Origin of the sequence: Streptomyces sp. G45, from assembly GCF_049542095.1 — a bacterium.
GTDB lineage: Bacteria > Actinomycetota > Actinomycetes > Streptomycetales > Streptomycetaceae > Streptomyces.
In genome coordinates this window covers 1265802-1288007 of the sequence record NZ_JBMUZU010000001.1, presented here as the reverse complement: position 1 = coordinate 1288007, position 22206 = coordinate 1265802, and the positions used below count along the sequence as shown (strand labels likewise).

17 protein-coding genes and 1 pseudogene are annotated in these 22206 nt (G+C 73.7%); 7 read left to right on the top strand and 11 right to left on the bottom strand.

Annotated features, from left to right (window positions below; genetic code table 11):
• Positions 1-114: 114 nt before the first annotated feature.
• The 5 genes from ACOBQU_RS05135 to ACOBQU_RS05115 all read right to left on the bottom strand — a co-directional run bounded on the left by ACOBQU_RS05135 (position 115) and on the right by ACOBQU_RS05115 (position 6900).
• Entirely contained in the window at positions 115-1797 is a 1683-nt protein-coding gene (locus ACOBQU_RS05135; protein WP_423624711.1) for an ABC transporter family substrate-binding protein, read from the bottom strand.
• 93 nt (positions 1798-1890) lie between these two features.
• Positions 1891-4029 (bottom strand): dipeptide ABC transporter ATP-binding protein, encoded by a 2139-nt coding sequence (locus ACOBQU_RS05130; RefSeq protein WP_423624710.1) that lies wholly within the window; start codon positions 4027-4029, stop codon positions 1891-1893.
• Positions 4026-4985 (bottom strand): ABC transporter permease, encoded by a 960-nt coding sequence (locus ACOBQU_RS05125; RefSeq protein ID WP_423624709.1) that lies wholly within the window; start codon positions 4983-4985, stop codon positions 4026-4028. The genes ACOBQU_RS05130 and ACOBQU_RS05125 overlap by 4 nt, the downstream gene beginning before the upstream one ends.
• A gap of 1 nt (position 4986) precedes the next feature.
• Positions 4987-5928, bottom strand: coding sequence for an ABC transporter permease (locus ACOBQU_RS05120; protein WP_423634258.1), 942 nt, complete (start codon positions 5926-5928; stop codon positions 4987-4989).
• Between the two features lie 390 nt (positions 5929-6318).
• Positions 6319-6900: a rhodanese-like domain-containing protein gene (locus tag ACOBQU_RS05115; protein WP_423624708.1), complete on the bottom strand. Its 582-nt coding sequence runs from the start codon at positions 6898-6900 to the stop codon at positions 6319-6321.
• A gap of 76 nt (positions 6901-6976) precedes the next feature.
• Between ACOBQU_RS05115 and ACOBQU_RS05110 the strand changes: the two genes are divergently transcribed.
• Entirely contained in the window at positions 6977-7258 is a 282-nt protein-coding gene (locus ACOBQU_RS05110; protein WP_423624707.1) for a metal-sensitive transcriptional regulator, read from the top strand.
• A 107-nt stretch (positions 7259-7365) separates the two neighbouring features.
• On the opposite strand, the gene ACOBQU_RS05105 is transcribed toward ACOBQU_RS05110, so the two are convergent.
• Together ACOBQU_RS05105 and ACOBQU_RS05100 are read right to left on the bottom strand one after the other, a co-directional pair.
• Positions 7366-8163: a sulfite exporter TauE/SafE family protein gene (locus ACOBQU_RS05105; RefSeq protein ID WP_423624706.1), complete on the bottom strand. Its 798-nt coding sequence runs from the start codon at positions 8161-8163 to the stop codon at positions 7366-7368.
• A 270-nt stretch (positions 8164-8433) separates the two neighbouring features.
• A complete protein-coding gene (locus ACOBQU_RS05100; RefSeq protein WP_423624705.1) occupies positions 8434-9816 on the bottom strand; it encodes an MBL fold metallo-hydrolase in 1383 nt (460 codons plus the stop codon).
• 328 nt (positions 9817-10144) lie between these two features.
• Here ACOBQU_RS05100 and ACOBQU_RS05095 point away from each other — a divergent pair.
• Positions 10145-10558: pseudogene (locus tag ACOBQU_RS05095) on the top strand (aldo/keto reductase); the annotation flags it as partial.
• A 41-nt stretch (positions 10559-10599) separates the two neighbouring features.
• Positions 10600-11145, top strand: coding sequence for an aldo/keto reductase (locus ACOBQU_RS05090; protein WP_423624704.1), 546 nt, complete (start codon positions 10600-10602; stop codon positions 11143-11145).
• Between the two features lie 109 nt (positions 11146-11254).
• Here the strand turns inward: ACOBQU_RS05090 and ACOBQU_RS05085 are convergent, their stop codons facing one another.
• On the bottom strand, positions 11255-12133 hold the full coding sequence (locus ACOBQU_RS05085; protein ID WP_423624703.1) for a helix-turn-helix domain-containing protein: 879 nt from the start codon (positions 12131-12133) through the stop codon (positions 11255-11257).
• A gap of 76 nt (positions 12134-12209) precedes the next feature.
• Between ACOBQU_RS05085 and ACOBQU_RS05080 the strand changes: the two genes are divergently transcribed.
• A complete protein-coding gene (locus tag ACOBQU_RS05080) occupies positions 12210-13046 on the top strand; it encodes an alpha/beta fold hydrolase (RefSeq protein ID WP_423624702.1) in 837 nt (278 codons plus the stop codon).
• Between the two features lie 27 nt (positions 13047-13073).
• On the opposite strand, the gene ACOBQU_RS05075 is transcribed toward ACOBQU_RS05080, so the two are convergent.
• Positions 13074-15995, bottom strand: coding sequence for a BTAD domain-containing putative transcriptional regulator (locus ACOBQU_RS05075; RefSeq protein WP_423624701.1), 2922 nt, complete (start codon positions 15993-15995; stop codon positions 13074-13076).
• A 167-nt stretch (positions 15996-16162) separates the two neighbouring features.
• Here ACOBQU_RS05075 and ACOBQU_RS05070 point away from each other — a divergent pair, with 167 nt between their 5' ends.
• Entirely contained in the window at positions 16163-17788 is a 1626-nt protein-coding gene (locus ACOBQU_RS05070) for an MFS transporter (RefSeq protein ID WP_423624700.1), read from the top strand.
• Positions 17789-17863: 75 nt separating this feature from the next.
• Here the strand turns inward: ACOBQU_RS05070 and ACOBQU_RS05065 are convergent, their stop codons facing one another.
• Both ACOBQU_RS05065 and ACOBQU_RS05060 read right to left on the bottom strand, forming a co-directional pair.
• Positions 17864-18421 carry a YrhB domain-containing protein gene (locus ACOBQU_RS05065; protein ID WP_423624699.1) on the bottom strand — a complete coding sequence of 186 codons (558 nt, stop codon included), beginning with the start codon at positions 18419-18421 and terminating at the stop codon, positions 17864-17866.
• Positions 18422-18489: 68 nt separating this feature from the next.
• Positions 18490-19317, bottom strand: a complete 828-nt coding sequence (locus ACOBQU_RS05060; RefSeq protein ID WP_423624698.1) for a thioesterase II family protein — start codon at positions 19315-19317, stop codon at positions 18490-18492.
• A gap of 296 nt (positions 19318-19613) precedes the next feature.
• Between ACOBQU_RS05060 and ACOBQU_RS05055 the strand changes: the two genes are divergently transcribed.
• The gene (locus ACOBQU_RS05055) at positions 19614-21665 is read left to right on the top strand and encodes a type I polyketide synthase (RefSeq protein WP_423624697.1); all 2052 of its coding nucleotides are present in this window, start codon (positions 19614-19616) and stop codon (positions 21663-21665) included.
• Complete coding sequence (locus ACOBQU_RS05050) at positions 21547-22206, top strand: acyltransferase domain-containing protein (RefSeq protein WP_423624696.1); 660 nt, start codon at positions 21547-21549, stop codon at positions 22204-22206. The genes ACOBQU_RS05055 and ACOBQU_RS05050 overlap by 119 nt, the downstream gene beginning before the upstream one ends.

Genomic DNA, 22206 nt, shown 5'->3' with positions numbered 1-22206 from the left:
CGACGGCCGGGGCCGCTGGCGGTGCCGGGAAGGGCTGAGTGCCAGCAGCGGGCAGGGCTGCTGGCACTCGGCGGTCCGGTCAGGTGCGGGCCGCGGATCGGGGCCCGCGTGCGACTACTTCTCCCAGCCCACCGTTTCCGGGAGCGGGTTGTGGAAGATGGTGGCGCCCACGTTCGCCAGGCCCTTCTTGACGCTGTACGTCGACGGGCCGCTGAAGAGGGGGAGCAGGGCGTACTCCCGCAGGACCTTTCGCTCGACCTTGTTCGCCGCCGCGGCCTGCCGCTTCAGGTCGGGGACGTCCGACGTGGCGCGGATCTCCTTGTCCAGGGCCGGGGAACCGGCCCCGGTGAGGTTGGAGTCGCGGTCCGAGCAGTAGACCTCGCACAGGGAGCGGGCGCCGAAGGGGTCCATGGAGCGGTTGCCCGAGAGGATGACGTCGAACTTCCGCTCGTTGAGGATGCTGGCGAAGTCCGAGTCGGGGGCCTTCTTGACGACGAGGCGGATGCCGACGGGCTTCAGCATCGCGGTGAGGGCACCGGCGGTGGCCTTGCCCAGCGCGTCGTCGCCCAGCAGCGTGTAGCCGATCTCGAGCTTCTTGCCGCCCTTCTCCCGGATCCCGTCGTCGCCGGGCTTCCAGCCCGCCGCGTCCAGCTCCTTCTTCGCCTGGTCGGGGTCGTGCTTGAGGACCGCCGCGACGTTGTCCTCGTACTCCTTCTGGAAGCTGTAGAACAGGGCCGAGCCGGGCAGCGGCTCCTTGTAGTCCAGGCCCTGGAACTGGATCCTCGCGATCTGGTCGCGGTCGACGCTCTCCAGGAACGCCTTGCGCACCGCCTTGTCCCCGAGGACGGACGACTTGGTGTTGAGGCGGAGCGAGTACTCGAACGGGCTGCCGCCGCTGCGGATCTCGGTGCCCTTGAGCCCCTTGACCTGCTTCAGGCTCTCCGCGTCGACCGCGGAGACGTAGTCCAGCTGACCGTTCTTGAAGGCGTTGACCGCCGCGGTCGACTCCAGGTTCACATAGACGCGCTTGTCGAGCTTGCCCTTCTTGCCCCACCACTTCGGGTTGCGGACGAAGGTGATGTTGCCCGAGTGGGTGTCCCACTTGCCGACCGTGTACGGGCCCGCGCCCCACTCGGGGTGCGCCTTCTTCACGTATGCCTTGTTGAAGGTGTCGACCTTGGCCGCCTTGGGGTGCAGGAACGTGGAGAACAGGGTCGGCCAGGAGGGGTAGACGCCCTTGAAGGAGAGGACGGCCTGCTTGTCGTCCTTGCCCCGCGTGACCGAGGTGATCTGCTCGTAGCCCTCCGTGGTGGAGGCCGCGTAGGCCTTGTCGGAACCGTTGTTGGCCTTCCACGTGGCCTTGACCGCGGTCCAGTCGATCGGTGTGCCGTCGTTGAAGGTGGCCTTCTTGTTGAGGGTCAGGACGACCTTCTGGTCGCCGCCCTTGACGGACACCTTCACATCGCTGAGGTAGTCCGGGTTGTACCGCACCTCACCGGTCGGCGTGAAGGTGATCACGTTGGCGTTGTACCAGGCCCACACGCGGGTCGCCGTCAGCGTGGAGTTGACGTTGAACGGGTTGCCCTGGTCGTCGAACGTGCCCGCCGTCGTGTAGGTGCCGCCGTCGTTGAGCTTGTCGTACGCCGTGGGGTTGTAGTCGGCGGCGCCCGAAGCGGAGGACGGGGTGTTCCGCGCGTCCGCACCGGCCGCGCCGTCACCGGACGAGGACTGGCAGGCGGTGGCGGTGACCGAGATGGCGGCTATGAGGGCGGTGGACAGGGCCAGTTTGGCACGCATGGGGGTGGATCCTTGAGTTGGTGGTGTGGCTGGGGAGGAGGGGGACTGTGGTGGGCTTGTTGGCCGCCGTCAGAAGGCGGACCGTACGACGCCTCAGGCGGCGTGGCAGGCGTACTCGTGGCCCGGCTGCCCCGGCACCGGCCTGGGCGCGGGGCGCTCCGTGCGGCAGCGCTCCCGGACGCTGTCGTCGGCGTGGCGGTACAGGGGGCAGCGGTCGATGAACACGCAGCCGCGCGGCAGGTTCGCCGCGCCCGGCTGCTCACCGGTCAGGACGATCCGCTCGCGGCTGCGCTCGCGCTCCGGGTCCGGTACGGGGATCGCCGAGATCAGCGCCCGGGTGTAGGGGTGCTTGGGGTGGGCGAAGAGGGCCTCCGTGTCGCCGGTTTCGACGATGTGGCCCAGGTACATGACCGCGATGCGGTCGCAGATGTAGCGGACCACGGCGAGGTCGTGGGCGACCATGAGGTAGGCGAGGCCCAGTTCGCGCTGGAGTCGGCCCAGCAGGTTGATGACTCCGGCCTGCACGGACACGTCGAGCGCGGAGAGCGGTTCGTCGAGGGCGAGCAGCTTGGGGTCCGTGGCCAGGGCGCGGGCGATGCCGACGCGTTGGCGCTGGCCTCCGGAGAGCGCGGCCGGGAAGCGGTCGCCCAGCGAGGCGTCGAGGCCGACGAGCGTGAGCAGTTCGTGGACGCGGGAGCGGATCGCGTCGCGGTCCCGGCCGAGGACTCGCAGGGGCTCCGCGAGGAGTTCGTACACGGGAAGGCGCGGGTCCAGGGCGCCCATCGGGTCCTGCATGACGATCTGCACGTCGTGCCGCGGGGTGCGCCCGCGTCCACCGGAGCGTGCGGCGTCGACCGGGCCCCTGGTACGGGGGGCCGTCGGCGCCCCGACCTCCCGTCCGGCGATCTCGATGCGGCCGCCCTCCGGCCGCCGGAGCCGCAGGATCTCCATCAGCGTCGTCGTCTTGCCGCTGCCGGACTCGCCGACCAGGCCCAGCGTCTCACCGGCGCGCAACTCGAAGCTGACCTGGTTGACCGCGTGCAGCGTGCCGACGCGGCGCTTGACGAACGCGCCCTTGGTGACGGGGAAGGTCTTGACGAGGTCCTCGACGCGCAGCACCACGTCACCGCTCCCGGCGCCCACCGGGCCCGCCTCCCGGGCGGCGGGCGCGGCCGGGTCGAGGGCGGCGACACCACCGGCGGGGTCCAGCGTCCCCTCGGCGATCTCGGCGGCGCGCAGGCAGGCCACGTCGCCGTGACCGGTGACGGGGCGCAGCTCGGGCTCCTCGGAGCCGCACGCGTCGAGCGCGACGGCGCACCGGCTCGCGAAGGGGCAGCCCTCCGGCAGCGCCGACAGGGCGGGCGGCTCGCCGCCGATGGGGACGAGGGGGCGGCGCGCCCCGCCGTCCACGGTCGGCACCGCGGCCAGGAGCCGCGCGGTGTACGGCATCGTCGGGCGGCGGAACAGCGTGTGCACGTCCGTCTTCTCCACGAAGCGCCCCGCGTACATGACGGCGACGTCGTCCGCGTGACCGGCCACCACACCGAGGTCGTGGGTGATCAGGACGAGCCCGGCGCCGGTCTCCCGCTGCGCGAGGCGCAGGACGTCGAGGATCTGCGCCTGCACGGTGACGTCGAGCGCGGTGGTGGGCTCGTCGGCCACCAGGACGCTCGGCCGGTTGGCGATGGCCAGGGCGATGACCACGCGCTGGCGCATGCCGCCGGAGAACTCGTGGGGGAAGGCCGAGGCCCGGTTGCGGGGGTCGGGGATGCCGACGAGGTCGAGCAGTTCGACGGCCTGCTCCCAGGCGGCCTTCCTGGACAGGTCCTGGTGGACCCGCAGCGCGTCGGACAGCAGCCTGCCCACGGAGAAGATGGGGGTGAGCGCGGACAGGGGGTCCTGGAAGACCATGCCGATGGTGTTGCCCCGTACCCGGGACAGGGCCCGGTCGTCGAGGCCCACCAGGTCCTGGCCGTCGAGGATGACCTGGCCGCGCAGGTCGGCGGTGGGCGGCAGCAGGCCCATGACGCCCATCGCGGTGGCCGACTTGCCGGAGCCGGACTCGCCGACGATGCCGAGGGTGCGGCCCGGCAGCAGGTCGAAGCTGACGCCGCGCACCGCTTCGACGGGCCCGGCCTCCGAGGGGAAGGAGATGCGCAGGTCCCGCACGGAGAGCACGGGGGTGGCGCCGGTGGGGGCGGCCCCGTCGCGCAGGGGGGTGGTGAGGGTCATCGTCGGCCTCCCGCAGCGCCGGTCACAGAGGTGGGGTCGAGTGCGTCGCGCAGCCCGTCGCCGATGAAGGTCATCGACACGGTGAGCAGGACGAGGAGGCCCGCGGGGAAGGCGAAGAGCCAGGGGGCGCTGGTCACGGTGGCCGCGCCGTCGGCGAGCATCGTGCCGAGGGAGACGTCCGGGGTCTGCACGCCGAAGCCGAGGAACGACAGCGCGGTCTCGCTGAGCACGGTCGCCACGACGCCGAGCGTCAGGTTGACGATGAGCAGGGAGCCGAGGTGGGGGATGATGTGGCGCACGATGATGCGCAGCGGGCCCACGCCCATGAACTCCGCCGCCGTCACATAGTCCCGTTCGCGCAGCGAGGTCGACACGGACCAGACGACCCGGGCGGTGGACATCCAGCCGAACACGGTCAGCACGAGGATGAGGGCACGCCAGTCACCGGCCAGGCGGTTGGAGACCAGGGCGAGGATGAGGAACGAGGGGACGATCAGCAGGAAGTGGATGACGGCGAGCGTCAGCCGCTCCACCCGGCCGCCGAAGTACGCGGCGCTCGCCCCGATGACCGCGGCGACCACGATCGTCAGGACGGACACGCTCACGGCGATCACCAGCGAGCGCCGCAGCCCGTGCACGGCGCTGGCGTAGATGTCGTTGCCGCCCTGGTTGGTGCCGAACCAGTGCACGTCGCTCGGCGGCTGGGTGAGGGCGGTGAAGTCGGCGTCGGTGTGGTCGTACGCCGTGAACAGGCCGCCGAAGACGCTGAACAGCACGAGCAGCGCGAAGATCACGACGCCGGTGACGGCGAGGCGGTTGCGCAGGAAGCGCCGCAGGTAGAGCCGCCCGCGGCCGAGGCCGCCGGGTGCTTCGACGGTGTGGGTCGCCTCGGCGTGGGGTGCCTCGACGCGGGCTGCCTCAGGGTGAGTTGCCCCGGTGTGGGTGGCCTCCGCCATGTCAGCTCACCCGCACTCTCGGGTCGAGGAAGACCGTGGCGATGTCCGCGAGGATCGCGCCGATCGCGGTGAGCACCGCGGCGAACGCGGCCGTCGCGACCGTGCCGTGTACATCGTTCTTGGCGATGGTCTGGATGACATAGCGGCCCATGCCGTTCCAGCCGAAGACCGTCTCCGTGATGATGGCTCCGGTGAAGACGGCGGGCACGCTGAACGCCACGGAGGCCGCCGTCGGGATCAGCGAGGCGCGCAGCGCGTGCCTGCGGACGGCCTGGGCGCGGGTGAGGCCGGTGGCCTGGGCCGTGCGCACGAAGTCGGCGTTGATCGTGTCGAGCAGCAGCGAACGCTGCGTCAGGTGGTAGCCCACGTAGCCCATCAGCGTCAGCGTGAGCGTCGGCAGGATCAGATGGAGGGCGCGGTCACCGATCGTCGGAAGGAATCCTTCCACGTTGGGTGAGCTCTCCCCGGCGACGTAGAGGAAGTCGAGCCCGGCGTGCTGGTTGAGCCAGATGGCGACGAACACCACGGCGAGCGCGGCCACGGACGCCGGGACGTTGAACAGGGCGATGGACAGGGCCTGCGAGATCCGGTCGGCCGCGCCGTACTGGCGTGCGGCGGTGTGGACGGCGAGCGCGACACCGATCACGACGGACAGGACGGTCGCCGTGATGACCAGCTCGGCGCTGATGAGCGCGCGGTAGCCGACCTCGCCGTTGACGGAGACACCGGTGGGCGAGGTGCCCCAGTCGAAGTGGAGGACCACCGAGGTGAGCCAGTGCCACCACCGCTCGACCAGCGGCACTCCGGGGTCGAGGTTGTACGGGGCGAGGGCCCGGGAGATCTGCTCCTCGCTGGGCGCGGGCCGCAGCTCCCGGTAGTTCGATCGCGGGTCGAGGAACCAACTGGCCAGGAAGTACGTGGCGTTGGTCGCCACCACGATCATCAACAGCCAGCCGCCCGCCTTGCGCGTCACATAGCGCACGGTGCGGACCGCCTCCTCACCGCACAGGTGGGACGCGCCGGGGCGGCGCCGGAGGAACAGGTCGAGTACATGTGCGGTGGAGCTTTCTCTGGACGTGCGGCTGAACGTCCCCCGAGGGGACGAAGATCAGCTTCGCCCCGCGTCCGCCGTCCGCGCCAGGTTCCGGCCCCTAGCGCCATGAGGTCGCAATGTTGCCGTAAGGACTGCAATGTCGCCGTAGCAAAACGATCACTTGAAAGGGGCGAATCGCCACAAGGGCGGCATGGGTGCGGCCGTGAGAGAGGTGACGTGCCCCTACGGGCGGGAACCGGCGCGTGTCCGGGCTGGTTCCCGCCCGTGCCCGGTGGGGGCTCAGTCGGCCAGGGCCGCGAGGGTGGCGTTCAGGTCCGTGGCCGTGGGCCGGTTGTGGGGGAGCCTGGCGAGGATCGCGGCCATGCCGCAGGTGTTGGTGAGGGCGGAGAAGACCAGGCCGCCCGCGACGCCCGCGGACAGCCAGCGGGCCGCGCCCCACCGCTGCCCGGCGAGCAGGCCGGTCAGGACGAGGGACCCGGCGGCGAGGCGGACCTGGCGGTCCATGGCCCAGGGGGCGCGGGCGTCGGCGGGGCGGTGCACGTCGTGGCCGAGCCGCGTCCAGGCGGCGGTGCCGCCGGTGAGGGTGGCCGCGTCGACGTCGTGCTCGGCCAGGCGCTGGCAGGCCGTCGCGGAGCGGGCGCCGGAGGCGCACACGACGAGGAGGTCACCGCGGTCGGCGGCGGCCCTCAGGGCGGGCAGCGCCGTGTCGAGGTGGTCGAGGGGGATGTTGTGGGCGCCGGGCAGGTGGCCGGAGGCGTACTCGCCGGGGCTGCGTACGTCGATGACGGTCAGGTCGCGCAGGCGGGCGGCGGCCTCGTCGGCGGTGAGGGCGGTGGTGTGGGCGGTGGTGTGGTGGGCCATGGGGACTTTCCTTCGCTGGGTTGGGGGCGCCCCTTCGGTACGATACCCATGGGGGTATCGAGAAGGAGTGTGGATCGTGGAGCTCGCGATGGCGGCTGAGGAACTGAAGACGGTGGTCAACCGGCTGCGCCGGGCACAGGGCCAGATCGCCGGGGTGATCAGGATGATCGAGGAGGGGCGGGACTGCGAGGACGTGGTCACGCAACTCGCGGCGGCGTCCCGGGCGTTGGACAGGGCGGGCTTCGCGATCATCGCCACCGGCCTGCAGCACTGCCTGACCGACGGGGACATGGCCGACTCCGGTGACCGCGAGCAGATGCGTGCGCGTCTGGAGAAGCTGTTCCTTTCGTTGGCGTGAGCCGGGGTGGATGGGCCGCGCCCCGGTAGGGGGCTGGGGGGCTCGGCCGCGGTGCCGGGGCGGGTCCTGACCGTGGTGCCGGGGCGGGCGGTCTCCCTCCCGGCCCGTCAGGTGACGGCGTCCCCGAGCATGAGGGCCGCCACCGCCAGCAGGACGACGGCGAAGGCGCGCTGGAGGAAGGTGCCGGTGACCTTCGCGGCCAGGCGCTTGCCGTCCCAGGCGCCGAGGATCGCGGCGCCGGTGAAGGGGGCGACGACCGCCCAGTCGACGCCCGCGGTGGTGGCGCCCCGGGTGGCCAGGGAGGCCAGCGAGTTCGTCGAGATGACCAGCAGGCTGGTGCCGACGGCGGCCCGCATCTCGAACGCCAGCACGGTGACCAGTGCCGGGACGGCGAGGAAGCCCCCGCCGACCCCGAGCAGCCCGGTCAGCGCCCCCAGGCCCGCGCCGGTGCCGACGGCCTTGGCGGGCCGCACCCCGCTGGCCGCCGGGTCGCTTGGCGCCGCGCCGCTGGCGGCTGAGCGGGTGGAGGCCGGGCTGGCGGTGGCCGGGCTTGGCCGCAGCATCCTGGCGGCGGCGAAGGCGGCGACCACCGCGAACGCGGCGGTCAGCACCGGCTGGGGCAGACGGCTGGCGGCGGCCCCGGCCGCGGCGGCGGGCAGGAGCCCGGCCGCGGCGAACAGGGCCCCGGCCTTCCAGCGGACGCCACCGGTACGGGCGTGGGCGTACAGGGCGGTGAGCGAGGTGGCGGTGACGATGATCAGGCTGGCGGTGGTCGCGGCGGCCGGGGTGAAGCCGAGCAGGTAGATCAGGGCGGGCACCGCCAGGACGCTGCCGCCCCCGCCGAGCGCGCCGAGCGCGAGTCCGACCACGGCCCCGGCGACCAGGGCGAGCATCAGGGCACTCACGCCGCGACACCGTCCAGTCGGCCCGTACCGCCCGGATCGCCGCCCGCGCCGGGCGCGTGCCCGTGCGCGTACGGCAGGACAGTCACGCCGCCACGGGTCCGCCGACCCGTCTGCTGATGTGCCTGTCGATGGGTGCGCTGGTGTGCCCGCGGAGAGGCGGGGCGGTCGAATCCGAGGCCGGGGCCGGAACCGGGGGTGGGGCCGGGGTGGGGGAGCGGGAGCATGGAGCGGGAACGCTTTCGTACGGCGGGTGGTGCGGAGGGCGGCGGCTCAGTCGGTGCTCTGGGGCCGGGGGCGGGTGACGGTCAGGCCCGCCTCGACGGCGGCGTCGAAGCCGTCGTCGACGGCGACCACGTCGCGGCCGACCGCGTCGAGCAGGGACGCGGCGATCGCCGCGCGCATCCCGCCCGCGCAGTGCACCCAGACCGTCCCGGCGGGTACGTCGCCGACGCGGCCGGGCAGCTCGTGGACCGGGATGTGGAACGAGCCCTCGACGTGACCGCCCGCGCGCTCGGAGTCCCGGCGCACGTCCAGCACCACCACGCGCTCCCCGCGCTCACGGACGGCGGCGAGGTCGGCGAACCGGGCACGGGGGAAGGAGGCGAGCCGTCCGCCGTCCCGCACCCAGTCGGCCGGGGCGCCGGTGGCGGCGGCGGCCGGGCGGTCGATGCCCACCCGCGCGAGTTCCCGCTGGGCGTCGGAGATCCGCTCCGGGGTGTCGGCGAGCAGGGTGACGGGCTTGCCCCACGGGATCAGCCAGGCCAGATACGTGGCGAGCTGGCCCTCGCCCTCGAAGTTGAGCGAGCCCGCCACGTGCCCCTCGGCGAAGGCCACGCGGCTGCGCAGGTCCACCACCCACTCACCCGCGGCCAGCCGTGAGGCGATCTCCTCGGCGTCCGCGCGGCGGGGCGGCGTGAGGTCGACCGGTGCGGGGCCCGCGGCGTTGGCGGGGCCCATGTGCGCGTAGTACGCGGGGACGTCGTCGAGCCCGGCGAGCGTCCGGGCGACGAAGGTGTCCACGTCCAGGGTCAGCGCCTCGTTGACCTCGCGCTCCCTGCCGATCGTGGTCGCGTCCCCCGCGGCCTGGGACGAGGAGCAGAAGCTGCCGAACCCGTGGGTCGGCAGCACCGGAACCTCGTCGTCCAGCTCGTCGGCGAGGCGGTGGGCGGAGGCGTGCTGGGCGCGGGCCAGCTGCTCGGTCAGCCGCGGCTCGACCAGGTCGGGACGGCCCACGGTGCCGATGAGCAGCGAACCGCCGGTGAACGCCGCCACGCCGCGCCCGTTCTCGGTCAGGGCGTACGACGTGTGGTGCGGGGTGTGCCCGGGGGTGGCGATGGCGCGCAGCTCCAGGCCCTCGTCGACCGTCACGGTGTCCCCGTCGGCGACCGGGGTGCGGGCGAACGACACGTGCGCCCCGGCCGGCACCAGGTACCGGGCCCCGGTGACGCGGGCCAGCTCCAGGCCGCCGGTGACGTAGTCGTTGTGCACGTGCGTCTCGGCCACGAAGGCGATGCGCACCCCGCGCCGGGCCGCCGCGGCGATGACCTGGTCGATGTCCCGCGGCGGGTCGACGACCACGGCGGCCCGGCGCCCACCGGCCAGATAGCTGCGGTTCCCCAGGCCCTCGAGCTCCAGGGTGTCCACGAAGAACACGGTCAGTACTCCTCTCCGACGATTTACCCGGGGGTATCTGTCATCGACTGTAACACCTATACCCAGGGGGGTATTCCTGAGGGGGAGCGCCCCTTCTGGCGGGTGCCCGGCGGGGCGTGGGGGAAGTGGGTGCCCCGTCGGTGACTCGCCGGAAGGCGGAGGCGTCGACGGTGTGGCCGCGGAAGTCGGCGGCTGTCGTGCGGAGCCCGACGGTGCCGTTGAGGGTGCGGTTGTCTGCCCGGCGGTTCGATGCCTGGCAGCTGGTTCGGCCTTGACTTCGAGCTCACTCCAGCTGCCAGCATCGGGCGACGACGGAGGAGGAGTGCCGATGGAGACCCGTCAGCTGGGCAGTTCGGGGCCGGTCGTGTCCCGGTTCGCGTTCGGGGCCATGACGTTCGGTGGCGACACGGACGAGGCGGCGGCCCACGACATGCTCGATGTGTACGTCAACGCGGGCGGCACGCTGATCGATACGGCCGACAACTACGGGAGCGGCGCGTCGGAGCGCGTCGTCGGCCGATGGCTGAGTGCCCGGCCCGGCGTGCGGGAGCGCGTCCTGCTCGCGACCAAGGGCCGCTTCGGGTACCCCGGCGCGAGCCTGACGCCGACGTACCTGCGCACCGCGATCGACGCCAGCCTCGCCCGGCTCGGCGTCGAGCAGGTCGACCTCTATCAGCTGCACGGTCCGGACGACGAGCACCGGGTCGACGAGATCGCCGAGTTCCTCGCCGAGATCGTCACCGCGGGCAAGGCCCGCCACGTCGGGGTGAGCAACTTCGCCGGGTGGCAGGTGGCCAAGCTCGCGCGGCTGCTGGCGGAGCGGGGCGGACCCCGCTGGTCTCCCAGCAGATCCAGTACAACCTGCTGGCCCGGGCGGTCGAGTGGGAGGTCATCCCGGCCGGTGTGGACGCGGGCCTGGGCACGCTGCTGTACGGCCCGCTGGCCCAGGGGTGGCTCACCGGCAAGTACCAGCGCGACCAGCGGCCAGGGGCCGACACACGGGTCGCCCGAGCCGGGGAGCACACGAGTGAGGCGTGGCACCGGCGGAACACCGAAGAGGTGTGGTCGGTCATCGAGGTGCTCCGCGACGTCGCGCACGCGCACGGCGTGACACCTGGCCAGGCGGCCCTGGCCTGGGTCGCCGACCGCCCGGGCGTCACCGCGCCGATCGTTGGCGCGCGTACCACGGCGCAGTTGCGCGAGTCGCTCGCCGCGGCCACGCTGCGCCTTGACGAGAAGGCGTCTGCCCGACTCACCGAAGTCAGCGCGCCGCCGACGCCGAACTACCCGTACCAGATGATCGAACGCATCGCGGGCTGGCACGGCTGATACGGCGATCGCCGTGCGGAGCGCGCCCCGCGGCTGACACCGCGGTCACGTGCGGGGGCGGCGTCCGCCCTTGCCCCCTTGGCCTCGGGGGCGCGGGCCTGGTGGTGAGTCAAGTGAGCTGCTGGGCAGGCGAGGTGAGGGGGAGAGGGGCGGGCCAGGCTCGGGCGTCCACCGTCAGGAAGGGTTCGGTGACCACGGCTGTCGGGGTCGTGCCGGTGAACTCCATGACGTCCCGGTGCAGATGGGACTGGTCGCAGTAGCCGATGTCCGCCGCGACGCGGGCCGTGGCGGACCCGGCGAGCAGGCGGTGCACCGCGTGGTCGAAGCGGACCAGCTTCGCGGCGCGCTTGGGTGGGATGCCGATGTGGGTGGTGAACCGGGTCCACAGCCGCTTGCGGCTCCAGCCGAGTTCGGACGTGAGGCGGTCGACGCGGACGAGGCCCCTGCTGCGGACGATGCGCTGCCAGGCCCAGGCCACCGCCGGGTCCGCCGGGGAGCGCGCGGCGATCCGGCGGGCGAGGAGCGCGTCCGTGAACGCGAAGCGGTCCTCCCAGGAGGGGGTCTGGGCCAGGCGCTCACGGGCCAGGAAGGCCTCCCGGCCCCACAGGTCGTCCAGGGACACCACGGTTGTGGCCAGGTCGGTCGGCGAGGCACCCAGGACCGCGCCCGCGACGGCGGGGGACAGGCGCACCTGTACGCACACGATGTCCTCGCCCCACGCCCGTACCCCGCCTCCGTAGCCGAATCCGGGCCCGGCGACGAGGCTTCCGTGGTGGTGCCGCCCGGTGCCGTCGGCCACGGTGGACGTGCCCGGCCCGAACTCCAGGATCAGCATCACCGCCGGGTGCGGCACCATCCGCAGGCCGCCGACGAGCGTCCCCGGGACCCGGAACCCCGCCATGTCGACGCCGGGCATCCGGCTGGGCCGCCGCGGACGGGCGACGTCCCAGGCGGCGGGGTCGTCACGTTCACTCGGCGCGGGCCCCATCGTTCCATGCTAGGCGCGGGCCCAGGGGAAACATTCGTCCAAGCCGTGGGCGCACCGGGCGCGCCACCGTGGGGCCATGGACCTCTCCGACAAGCACACCCCGGTCACCCATGACGACCCAGCCCCCGGCGGCGCGATGCTCCCGCTGGCCCACGGCGACCTCTACGTACGCCAGGACGGCGCGCCTGGCGCCCCCGTGCTGCTGCTCATCCACGGCTCCGCCACGTCGAGCCGCTCCTGGGACGCGCTGGTTCCGCTGCTGGCCGCGACCCGCCGCGTGGTCCGGGTTGATCTGCCCGGGCACGGGCGTTCGCCCGAACCGGTCGGCCGCGGCTACGGGACCGCCGAGCAGGCCCGCACGGTCGCCGCGGCCCTGGACCGGCTCGGCATCGGGCCCGTCACCGCCGTCGGCCACTCCAGCGGCGGCTATGTCGCGACCGCTCTCGCCGAGGAACGGCCCACGCTGGTGGCCGGGTTGGTGCTCATCAACACCGGGCCCAGCATGGACGCCTTCACCGCACCGGACTCCGCGGGCGCGATCGACCCCGCGCGGTGGCCGCCGAGCGACGAGGAGCTACGGCAGTTCGCGAGCACCGGCTTCCGGGAGGGCTTCCCCGTGCCGCGGGAACTCGTCGACGAGCTGCGCGGCATGCCCTTCCGCGCGGTCGCCGCCGCGATGAGGGGGGCCACCGCCTATCTGACCGAGCGGGCGCTACCGGAGCGCCTGAAGGACCTCGGCAAGCCACTGAGGGTGATCTTCGGTGACCGGGACCGCCGGTGGCGGCCCTCGTCGGCGGCCGACTACCGCGTCGTGCCCGGCGCCGAGGTCACCCTGCTCGCCGGTGCCGGGCACACCCCCATCCTGGAGGAGCCGGGGCGCACCGCCGCGCTCGTCCTGGCCAGCACCTGCTGAGGGGGGGCGCGCCGTGGGCGGACCTGCTCACGGCTGCGGTACGAGGTCCCGTTCCTCCAGCGCGGCCGCCGCCCCCGTGGTGTGGCCCGACGCGTGGCTCTTGGCCAGTGCCCGGTTCAGATGGCGCCGGGCGGCGTCCCGGTCGCCGCGCAGGCGTGCGGCGAGCCCCAGGCCGATCTCGGCGTGGATCTCGCCGCGGGTGTAGGCCCGTTCGGCCGACACGGTCAGCGCGCGCTCGTACAGCTCCGTGGCCCGCCGGGCGTGGCCGCCCGCCAGGGCGGTCCTGCCGAGGCAGGTCAGCGCCTCGACGACCTCGGTCCACAGCCCGAGTTCCTCCGCAGCCAGGAGGGCCGCGCGGTGCAGCCGCTCCGTGCGCGCGCGGTCCCCGTCGCGTTCGGCGGCGAGCGCCAGCGCCCGGGTGGCGCGCAGCTGGCCCCAGCGGTCACCGACCTCGTGGAACAGCGCGGCGCCCAGCTCCGCCCGGGCCGCGTCCCCGTGCCCGGCGAGTTCGACGAGCGCCGCGGCCTCGCCCCAGCGGTCCCGGGCGGCGCGCGCACCGGCGAGGCTCGCCGCCACCCACCGCCGCCCCTCGCCGGTGCGTCCGTGGCCGGTCAGACCCGTGCCGACGAACCACCGCAGCCGGGCCCGCAGCACCGGATCGTCGACCCCGGCCGCCGGGTCGGCGCCCGCCGGTCCGGCCGGGAGCGGGGGCGCGCCGGTCGATGACGTGCGCAGCTCGACGCCGGTCAGCCAGGCCCGCGCCGCGCTCCGCTCCGAGGGGGCCGCGGCGCCGTCGGCGGCCAGCGCCGCCTGGAGCGACCGGCGGGCCTCGGTGAGCCGCCCGCGCAGGAACCAGTACCAGGTGAGCGCGTTCACCAGGCGCAGCGCGTACTCGGCGGCGCCCTCGGCGACCGCGAGGTCCAGGGCGCGGCGCAGGTTGACGGTCTCGGCGTCCAGGCGCTCCAGGCAGCGCCGCTGCTCCGGGCCGCGCAGCCGCTCGCTCTCCCGCTCGGCGAACTCGGTGGAGCAGCGTACGAAACGGGCGCGGACGGCGGCCTCCTCGCCCGCCTCCGCGAGCCGTTCGGCGCAGTACGCGGCGACCGATTCGAGCAGCCGGAACCGGTTCGCCTCGCGGACCACGAGGGAGCGGTCGACCAGGCGGGACAGCACGTCGGCGACCCGGTCGGCGGGCAGGGCCGGGGCGGCTGTCTGGTCCGGGGCGGCGGGCCGGGCCGGGGCGGCCGCCGGGTCGTTGTCGGCGGCCGGGTCGAGGTCGGCGCAGACCGCTTCGGCGGACGGCAGGGTGCAGCCGTCGGCGTGCACGGCCAGGCGCCGCAGCACGGTCCGCTCGTCCGCGGTCAGCAGCCGCCAGCTCCAGTCGAGCATGGCGCGCAGCGTCCGCTGCCGGGCCGGAAGGCCGCGCCCGCGCACGTCGGGCGGGGAGAGCTGGGCGCGCAGGCAGTCGGCCAGCTCGTCGGGGCTGAGCGTGCGCAGCCGGGGCGCCACGAGTTCCAGGGCGAGCGGAATGCCGTCGAGGCGGCGGCAGATGGCGGTCACGGCCGCCGCGTTGTCCGCGTCGAGGGCGAAGCCGGGCACCGCTGCCGCCGCCCGCGCCACGAACAGCTCGACGGCGCTCGACCGGGCGACCGCCTCGGGGTCCGCCCCGGCGGCCGTGCGCTCGGGCAGCGCGAGCGGCGGCACCGGGTGCACCACCTCGCCGGGGATGCCGAGCGGCTCCTGGCTGGTGACCAGCAGGTGCCCCGCGGGCACCGCCGACAGCACCGCCCCGGCGAGCACGGCGACCGGCTCGACCAAGTGCTCGCAGTTGTCGAGGAGGACCAGCAGGCGCTTGCCGGACACCGCCCGGCACAGCCAGCCCACCAGGTCGTCCAGGTCCGGCTCCGTCGCCGCGGTGTCGCACAGGCCGAGCGTCGTGATGACCCGCTCGGCGATGTCGTCGGGGCCCGATGCGGCCCCCAGACCCGCCAGTTCGACCAGCCACACCCCGTCGTCGAAATGCTCGGCCAGGTCGCGCGCCGCGGCGAGCGCGAGGCGTGTCTTGCCGACCCCGCCGAGACCGGTGAGCGTGACCAGACGGGAGCGCGCGCCCGGGCTCAGCCGCGCCCGCACCTGCTCGACCGCTTCCTGACGGCCCATCAGTGGGGTGTGCGGTGCGGGCAGGTTGGTGCGGAGCGACAGGGACGCGACGGCGGGCGTGGCGAGTCGGGGCTCCTGGCGCAGGATCGCCTCGTGCAGGGCGGCGACCGAGGGCCCCGGCGACACCCCCAGCTCCTCGGCGAGTTGGCGCCGCAGCTCCTGGTAGCTCCGCAGCGCCTCGCCCTGCCGTCCCGACCGGTACAGCGCCCGCATATGGGCCATGCGCAGCCGCTCGCGCAGCGGATGCCGCGCCACCAGATCGCCCAACTCGGCTGCCAGCGCCGTGTGGTGACCGAGGGTCAGCCGGACCTCGGCCCGCTCCTCGACGACCGCGAGCCGCAGCTCCTCCAGGCGGTCGATCTCACCGCGGGCGAACAGGAACCCGGCCACGTCGGCGTAGGCGGGGCCCCGCCACAGCGCGAGCGCGTCGGCGAACAGGCCCTCCCGCACCGCCGGTTCCTCCTCGGCGCGGGCCCGCTCGGCCAGCTCCTGGAACCGCGCGGCGTCCACCGCGCCGTCCGCGAACAGCAGCCGGTAGCCCGCGGGTTCGCGCACCACCTGCTCCCGGCCCACGGCGCGGCGCAGCTGGGAGACCTTCGTCTGGAGCGTGTTGACCGAACCGCCCGGCGGGTCGCCCGCCCACAGGTCGTCGATCAGGCGGTCCGCGGGCACCGGCCCGCCGCCGTGGACCAGCAGATCCGCCAGCAGGGCGCGCACCTTCGCTTCGGGGACCCGGACCGGCCGCCCCTCGGCGTCCCACACGGCCAACGGGCCGAGCACCCCGTAACGCATGGTCACAGTCTACGGCCGAGCGACCCTCAGGATTCCGTGCGCGGCGGTCGCCAGAGTGACGGGGCGCGTACGCGGACCCGACCAGTTCCCGAACCCGACCACGTTCCGGAACCCGACCACGTACGCGATCCCGACCACGTTCCCGAACTCGACACACAGGGAGTGCCATGAGCACAACGACCGCAGGCAGGGCCGGGGCCCGGGAGTGGGGCGGCCTCGCCGTCCTGTCGCTGCCGACCGTGCTGCTCGGCCTCGATGTCACCGTGCTGTACCTCGCCCTGCCCTCCCTCGCGGAGGACCTGCGCCCGAGCGGCACCGAAGAGCTGTGGATCATGGACGCGTACGGCTTCCTGATCGCCGGTTTCCTGATCACCATGGGCACGCTCGGCGACCGGATCGGCCGCCGCAGGCTGCTGATGGTCGGTGCCGCCGCGTTCGGCGCCGTCTCCGTGGTCGCCGCGTACTCCAGCAGCGCCGAGATGCTGATCGCCGCGCGCGCGGCGCTCGGTGTCGCCGGTGCCACGCTGATGCCGTCCACCTTGGCCCTGATCAGCACGATGTTCACGGACCAGCGGCAGCGCTCGCTGGCCATCGGCGTCTGGGCGACGAGCTTCGCGCTCGGCATGGCGCTCGGCCCGGTGGTCGGCGGCGCGCTCCTCGATCACTTCTGGTGGGGCTCGGCGTTCCTGGTCGCCGTGCCGGTGGCGCTCGTGCTGCTGGTGGCGGCGCCGCTGCTGATCCCCGAGTACCGGGCGCCGCGCGGCGGCCGGTTCGACCTGCTCAGCGTCGCCCTGTCGCTGACGGCGATCCTGCCGGTGATCTACGCGGTGAAGCGGTTCGCCAAGGACGGCCCGGACGTCCCCACGCTCGCGGCCACGGTGGTCGGCGTGGCCTTCGCGGCGCTGTTCGTGTGGCGCCAGGGCCGTCTCGCCAGCCCGCTGCTCGACGTACGGCTCTTCGCCGACCGCACGTTCAGCGCCGCGCTGAGCGTGCTGCTCGTCGGCCTGGTCGGCGTCGGCGGCTCGATGCTGCTGATCACCCAGCAGCTCCAGCTCGTGGAGGAACTGCCGCCCGTCGAAGCGGGCCTGTGGATGGGGCCGCCCGCGTTGATGATGTTCGCGGCCGCGATCGGGGCGCCGCTGGTCGCGCGCCGCGTGTCGCCCGCCGTCGTGGTGGCCGCGACCCTGGCGCTGTCGACGGTCGGCTATCTGCTGCTCACGCGGGTGGACGCCGAGGGCGGTGTCGCCCTGGTGGTGACCGGCTTCGGCCTGGTCTATCTGGGCCTCGGGGCGATCGCCGCCCTCGGCACGGACCTGGTGGTGGGCGCCGCGCCGCCGCAGAAGGCCGGTTCGGCGTCGGCGATGTCGGAGACCGTGCAGGAGCTGGGCCTCGCGCTGGGCGTGGCGGTCCTGGGCAGCCTGGCCACCGCCGTCTACCGCGACCGCGTCGACGGCGTGATCCCCGCCGGTACGCCCCCCGAGGTGGCCGGCGCGGTGGGCGACAGCCTCGCGGGCGCCGTCTCGCACGCGCACCGGATGCCCGCCGGGTGGCTCGACCAGGCGAAGGCGGCGGCCACCTCCGGGTTGCACACGGCGATGCTCGTCGCCGCCGGGTGCACGCTGGTGCTGTCGTTCCTGTCGGCGGTGGTGCTGCGGCACGTCGGCGTCATCGGCGGCGGCCCGGATGAGAAGGGCGGCACGGACGACGGGGGCGGTGCTGGCGGCGGGCGCGGTGACGAGCCGGAAGCGGACACGGCGGACGCCCCGGTGGTGCCCGCCGGGCCGGAGCGCTGACCGCGGCGACACCTCGCGCCCGCCCCCTGCCTCCCGTCGTACGCCGTCCGACGACCGGAGGCCCGGCGGGGCGGATCATCCGGACCCGCGGCGGATGGTCCGCACGGCGAGCACGGGGTCGAGGGGTTCCACGAGCCGGTCGACCGCGACCGACACCAGAGGCGCCGGGGCGTCGCCCGTCAGCAACGCGTCCACGTACGCGAGTCCCTGGGCCGGGGACAGCGCGGGCAGCCGCTCCCGCAGGGCGCGGGCGGCACGGACGCGCCCGTGGGCGGCGGCGGTCGCGCGGATCTCGTCGTGGAGGTCGTCCACCGCGGTGCGGACCGGCAGCCCCCGGACGCGGGCCCGGTAGTCGTCCTCCCACTCCCCGCTGATCCAGGAGAGCACCCCGATGCTGTGCAGCCCGCCGTCGACGCGGTCGACCAGGTACGGCCCGTTGCCGCCCAGCATCGACGCGGGGTTCCCGGTGCGCGCGTGGTCCTCCGTCTGCCAGGACACGACCCACACCAGCTCGTGCTCCTCGACGTCCACGACCACCATGCGCCCCGCGCCCGGTCCATCGACGGGGGCCTTCGGGTACGCGCGGTCGAGTTCGTCCTGGACGAGGCGGGCCGCGGCTTCACGGTCGGTCACGCGGACAGCGTCTCGTACGGTCCGCGCGGCGGCGAGCCGTTTTCCGCGCCCCGCGCCCCGATGCCGTCTCAGGGGGCCGTGGGCGTGCCCGGCAGGAGCAGGTCGGAGATCTCGCCGATGACGTCGTCGGCGCGGGACGTCAGATAGAAGTGGTTGCCGGGGAAGACCCGCAGCGAGAACGGGCCCTTGGTGTGGTCGCGCCAGCTGTCGGCCTCGTCCAGGGTGGTCAGCGGGTCGTCGTCGCCCACGAAGGCGTGGACCGGGCAGGTGACGTGGGGCAGGCCCGCCGGGCGGTAGGTCTCGATGGCCTGGTAGTCGGCCCGCAGCGTCGGCAGGAACAGGCGGCGCACCTCGGGGTCGGCGAACGCGGCCGGATCGGTGCCGCCGAGCTTCTGCACCGAGGCGAGGAAGTCGTCGTCGCCCTGCTGGTGGACGGTCTCGCCGCGGAAGTGCGACGGGGCCCGCCGCCCGGAGACGATCAGCCCGGCGAGCGGTCGGCCCAGCTCCCGCTCCACCAGCCGGGCCACCTCGAAGGCGACCGCCGCGCCCATGCTGTGGCCGAAGAACCACGTCCGGCCCGGGTCGTCGAGCGGCAGCTCGGGGAAGACGCGCGCGGCCAGGGCCTCGACGTCGTTGACGGCCGGTTCCGTGTGCCGGTCCTGGCGCCCCGGGTACTGGACGGCGAGGACCTCGATCTTCCCGGCGAGCGCCCGGGACACGGGGAAGTAGTAGGTGGCCGCCCCGCCCGCGTGCGGGAAGCAGATCATCCTGGGTGCCGACCGCTGCCCCTGCGGGTCTCCCGTAGGGGCCGACGGGTGGAACGCGCGGATCCAAGTGGAGGAGGCGCGGGGCGACGCGGCAGACGGTGCCGACGGGGCGGGCGATGTGGCAGACATCGATCAGTCCTTGCGTGGGTCCGGGGTCCGGGTTAGGGGTCCGGCCGACCGGTGACGGTGCCGCCGCCCGGCGCTCATCGTCCGAGCGCGGCCCGACGCGCCGCAACCCTTATGACCTCCTATCCCGCCGGGTGTTCCGCGGCGCGGCACGGCGGTCCGCGCACCGGGGGCGGGCGGTCACGGGGTAGGGGCACGTTAGGGGGGTTCAGGGGTTGGGGGTGCCGTTTTGTCCTGCGTAGCGTTCCCCGCAAGCGTGCGTCGTGGTGATCGACGCCTTTGGACTCGGGGTGGCTTTGGTGGGCGATCAGGAGAAACTTCTTGACTACCTCAAGCGCGCGACCACGGATCTGCGTGCCGCCCGCCGACGCATCGCCGACCTGGAGCAGCGCGAGCGGGAGCCGATCGCCATCGTGGGCATGGCGTGCCGCTATCCGGGCGGTGTGACGTCGCCCGAGGGGCTGTGGCGGCTGGTCGACGAGGGCGTCGACGCGGTCAGCCCCTTCCCGGGCGACCGCGGCTGGCCCGTGGACGACCTCTACGACCCCGAGCCGGGCAAGCCCGGCAAGAGCGCCGCCCGCGAGGGCGGGTTCCTCTACGACGCGGGCGACTTCGACGCCGGGCTCTTCGGCATCAGCCCCCGCGAGGCCCTGGAGACCGACCCGCAGCAGCGCCTGCTGCTCGAAGTGTCGTGGGAGGTCCTGGAGCGCGCCGGGATCGACCCCACCGCCCTGAAGGGCACCTCCACCGGCGTGTTCGCCGGGATCATGTACCACGACTACGCGGGCGGCAGCAACGGCGGCAGCCTCGTCTCGGGCCGCATCGCCTACACGCTGGGCCTTGAGGGGCCCGCCGTCACCATGGACACCGCCTGCTCCTCGTCCCTGGTCGCCCTGCACACGGCGATCCGGTCACTGCGCTCCGGGGACTGCACGCTCGCCCTCGCGGGCGGCGTGACGGTGATGTCCACCCCCGAGATGTTCGTCTACTTCAGCGAGCAGCGCGGCATGGCGGCGGACGGCCGCTGCAAGTCCTTCGGCGCCGCCGCCGACGGCATCGGCTGCTCCGAGGGAGCCGGAATGCTCCTGCTGGAGCGCCTGTCCGACGCCCGCCGCAACGGCCACCAGGTCCTCGCCGTCATCCGGGGCACGGCCGTCAACCAGGACGGCGCCAGCAACGGCCTCACCGCGCCCAACGGCCCCGCCCAGCGCCGCGTCATCCAACAGGCCCTGAAGAGCGCCGGGTTGACCACGGCCGACGTCGACTTCGTCGAGGCGCACGGCACGGGCACCCGGCTCGGCGACCCCATCGAGGCGCAGGCCCTGCTCGCCACGTACGGTCAGAAGCGGCCCGCGGACCGGCCGCTGTGGCTCGGCTCGATCAAGTCCAACATCGGGCACACGCAGGCCGCCGCCGGTGTCGCGGGCATCATCAAGGTCGTGGAGGCGATGCGCCACGGCGTCATGCCGCGCACCCTGCACGCCGAGGAGCCGACGCCGCAGGTGGACTGGGAGGCGGGCGAGGTCCGTCTGCTCACCGAGCCCCGCCCCTGGCCCGGCGACGGCGGCCCGCGCCGCGGAGCGGTGTCCTCCTTCGGCATCAGCGGCACCAACGCCCACGTCATCCTCGAAGAGGCCCCGCCCGCCGAGGACGAAACCCCCGTCGAGCGGCGCGAACTGCCGGTCGCCCCCCTGGTCCTTTCGGCGAAGACCCCCACGGCCCTGGACGCCCAGATCAAGCAGTACGCGTCCGTCGAGAGCGACCCGCTGGACGTGGCGTACTCGGCCGCGACCGGCCGCGCCGCCCTGGAGCACCGGGCCGTGGTCGTCGGCACCGAGACCGTCACCGGCTCCGTCGCTGACGGCAAGGTCGCGTTCCTCTTCACGGGCCAGGGCAGTCAGCGCCTGGGCATGGGCCGTGAGTTGTACGAGCACTTCCCCGTGTTCGCGGCGGCTTTTGACGAGGTGTGTGCTGAGCTGGATGTGCGTGAGGTCATGTGGGGTGATGAGGACGCCCTGAACCGGACGGAGTTCACGCAGCCCGCGATCTTCGCGCTTGAGGTGGCGTTGTTCCGGCTGGTGGAGAGCTGGGGCGTGGCACCGGACTTCGTGGCTGGGCACTCGATTGGTGAGTTGGCTGCCGCGCATGTGGCGGGGGTGCTCAGCTTGGCGGATGCGTCGCGGTTGATCGCGGCGCGGGAAGCTGATGCAGGCCCTGCCGGAAGGCGGGGCGATGGTGGCGATCCAAGCGACCGAGGACGAGGTCACCCCGCTGCTGAGCGCAGACGTCAGTATCGCCGCCGTCAACACGCCTACCTCGGTGGTGGTTTCGGGTGCGGAGGACGCTGTTGAGGCAGTCGTCCAGCACTTCGGGGATCGTAAGAAGACGCGTCTGAAGGTGTCGCACGCCTTCCACTCGCCGTTGATGGACCCGATGTTGGAGGACTTCCGGAAGGTCGCGGAGTCGGTCACCTACCATCAGCCGTCGATCCGGTTCGTCAAGGACGTCGCGAACGCCGACTACTGGGTCCGGCACGTCCGCGACGCTGTGCGGTTCGCCGATGACGTACAGAACTTGTACGAGGACGGGGTGACGCGTTTCCTGGAGATCGGGCCCGACGGCGTCCTGACCGGCATGGTCGGGCAGGTGGTGTCGGAGGAGGTCGTCTCCGGTGCCACCCTGCGGCGGGACCGGTCGGAGGTCGAGGGGGTGTTCGCCGGTGTGGGGCGGCTGTACACGGCCGGTGTCCCCGTGGACTGGCGGGCCGTCCTCGACGGGCGCGGGGCGCGACGCGTGGACGTGCCGACGTACCCCTTCCAGCACGAGCGGTACTGGCTGATCGAGCAGCCGAGGACCCCGCCGGTGCCGACGCGGTCGAGCACCCCCTGCTGA

Excerpts from the sequence above, each read along its gene's own strand:
- ACOBQU_RS05135 (WP_423624711.1), bottom strand. The coding sequence starts at position 1,797 with ATGCGTGCCAAACTGGCCCTGTCCACCGCCCTCATAGCCGCCATCTCG.
- ACOBQU_RS05130 (WP_423624710.1), bottom strand. The coding sequence starts at position 4,029 with ATGACCCTCACCACCCCCCTGCGCGACGGGGCCGCCCCCACCGGCGCC.
- ACOBQU_RS05125 (WP_423624709.1), bottom strand. The coding sequence starts at position 4,985 with ATGGCGGAGGCCACCCACACCGGGGCAACTCACCCTGAGGCAGCCCGC.
- ACOBQU_RS05120 (WP_423634258.1), bottom strand. The coding sequence starts at position 5,928 with ATGATCGTGGTGGCGACCAACGCCACGTACTTCCTGGCCAGTTGGTTC.
- ACOBQU_RS05115 (WP_423624708.1), bottom strand. The coding sequence starts at position 6,900 with ATGGCCCACCACACCACCGCCCACACCACCGCCCTCACCGCCGACGAG.
- ACOBQU_RS05085 (WP_423624703.1), bottom strand. The coding sequence starts at position 12,133 with ATGGGGCCCGCGCCGAGTGAACGTGACGACCCCGCCGCCTGGGACGTC.
- ACOBQU_RS05080 (WP_423624702.1), top strand. The coding sequence starts at position 12,210 with ATGGACCTCTCCGACAAGCACACCCCGGTCACCCATGACGACCCAGCC.
- ACOBQU_RS05075 (WP_423624701.1), bottom strand. The coding sequence starts at position 15,995 with ATGCGTTACGGGGTGCTCGGCCCGTTGGCCGTGTGGGACGCCGAGGGG.
- ACOBQU_RS05070 (WP_423624700.1), top strand. The coding sequence starts at position 16,163 with ATGAGCACAACGACCGCAGGCAGGGCCGGGGCCCGGGAGTGGGGCGGC.
- ACOBQU_RS05060 (WP_423624698.1), bottom strand. The coding sequence starts at position 19,317 with ATGTCTGCCACATCGCCCGCCCCGTCGGCACCGTCTGCCGCGTCGCCC.
- ACOBQU_RS05050 (WP_423624696.1), top strand. The coding sequence starts at position 21,547 with ATGGTGGCGATCCAAGCGACCGAGGACGAGGTCACCCCGCTGCTGAGC.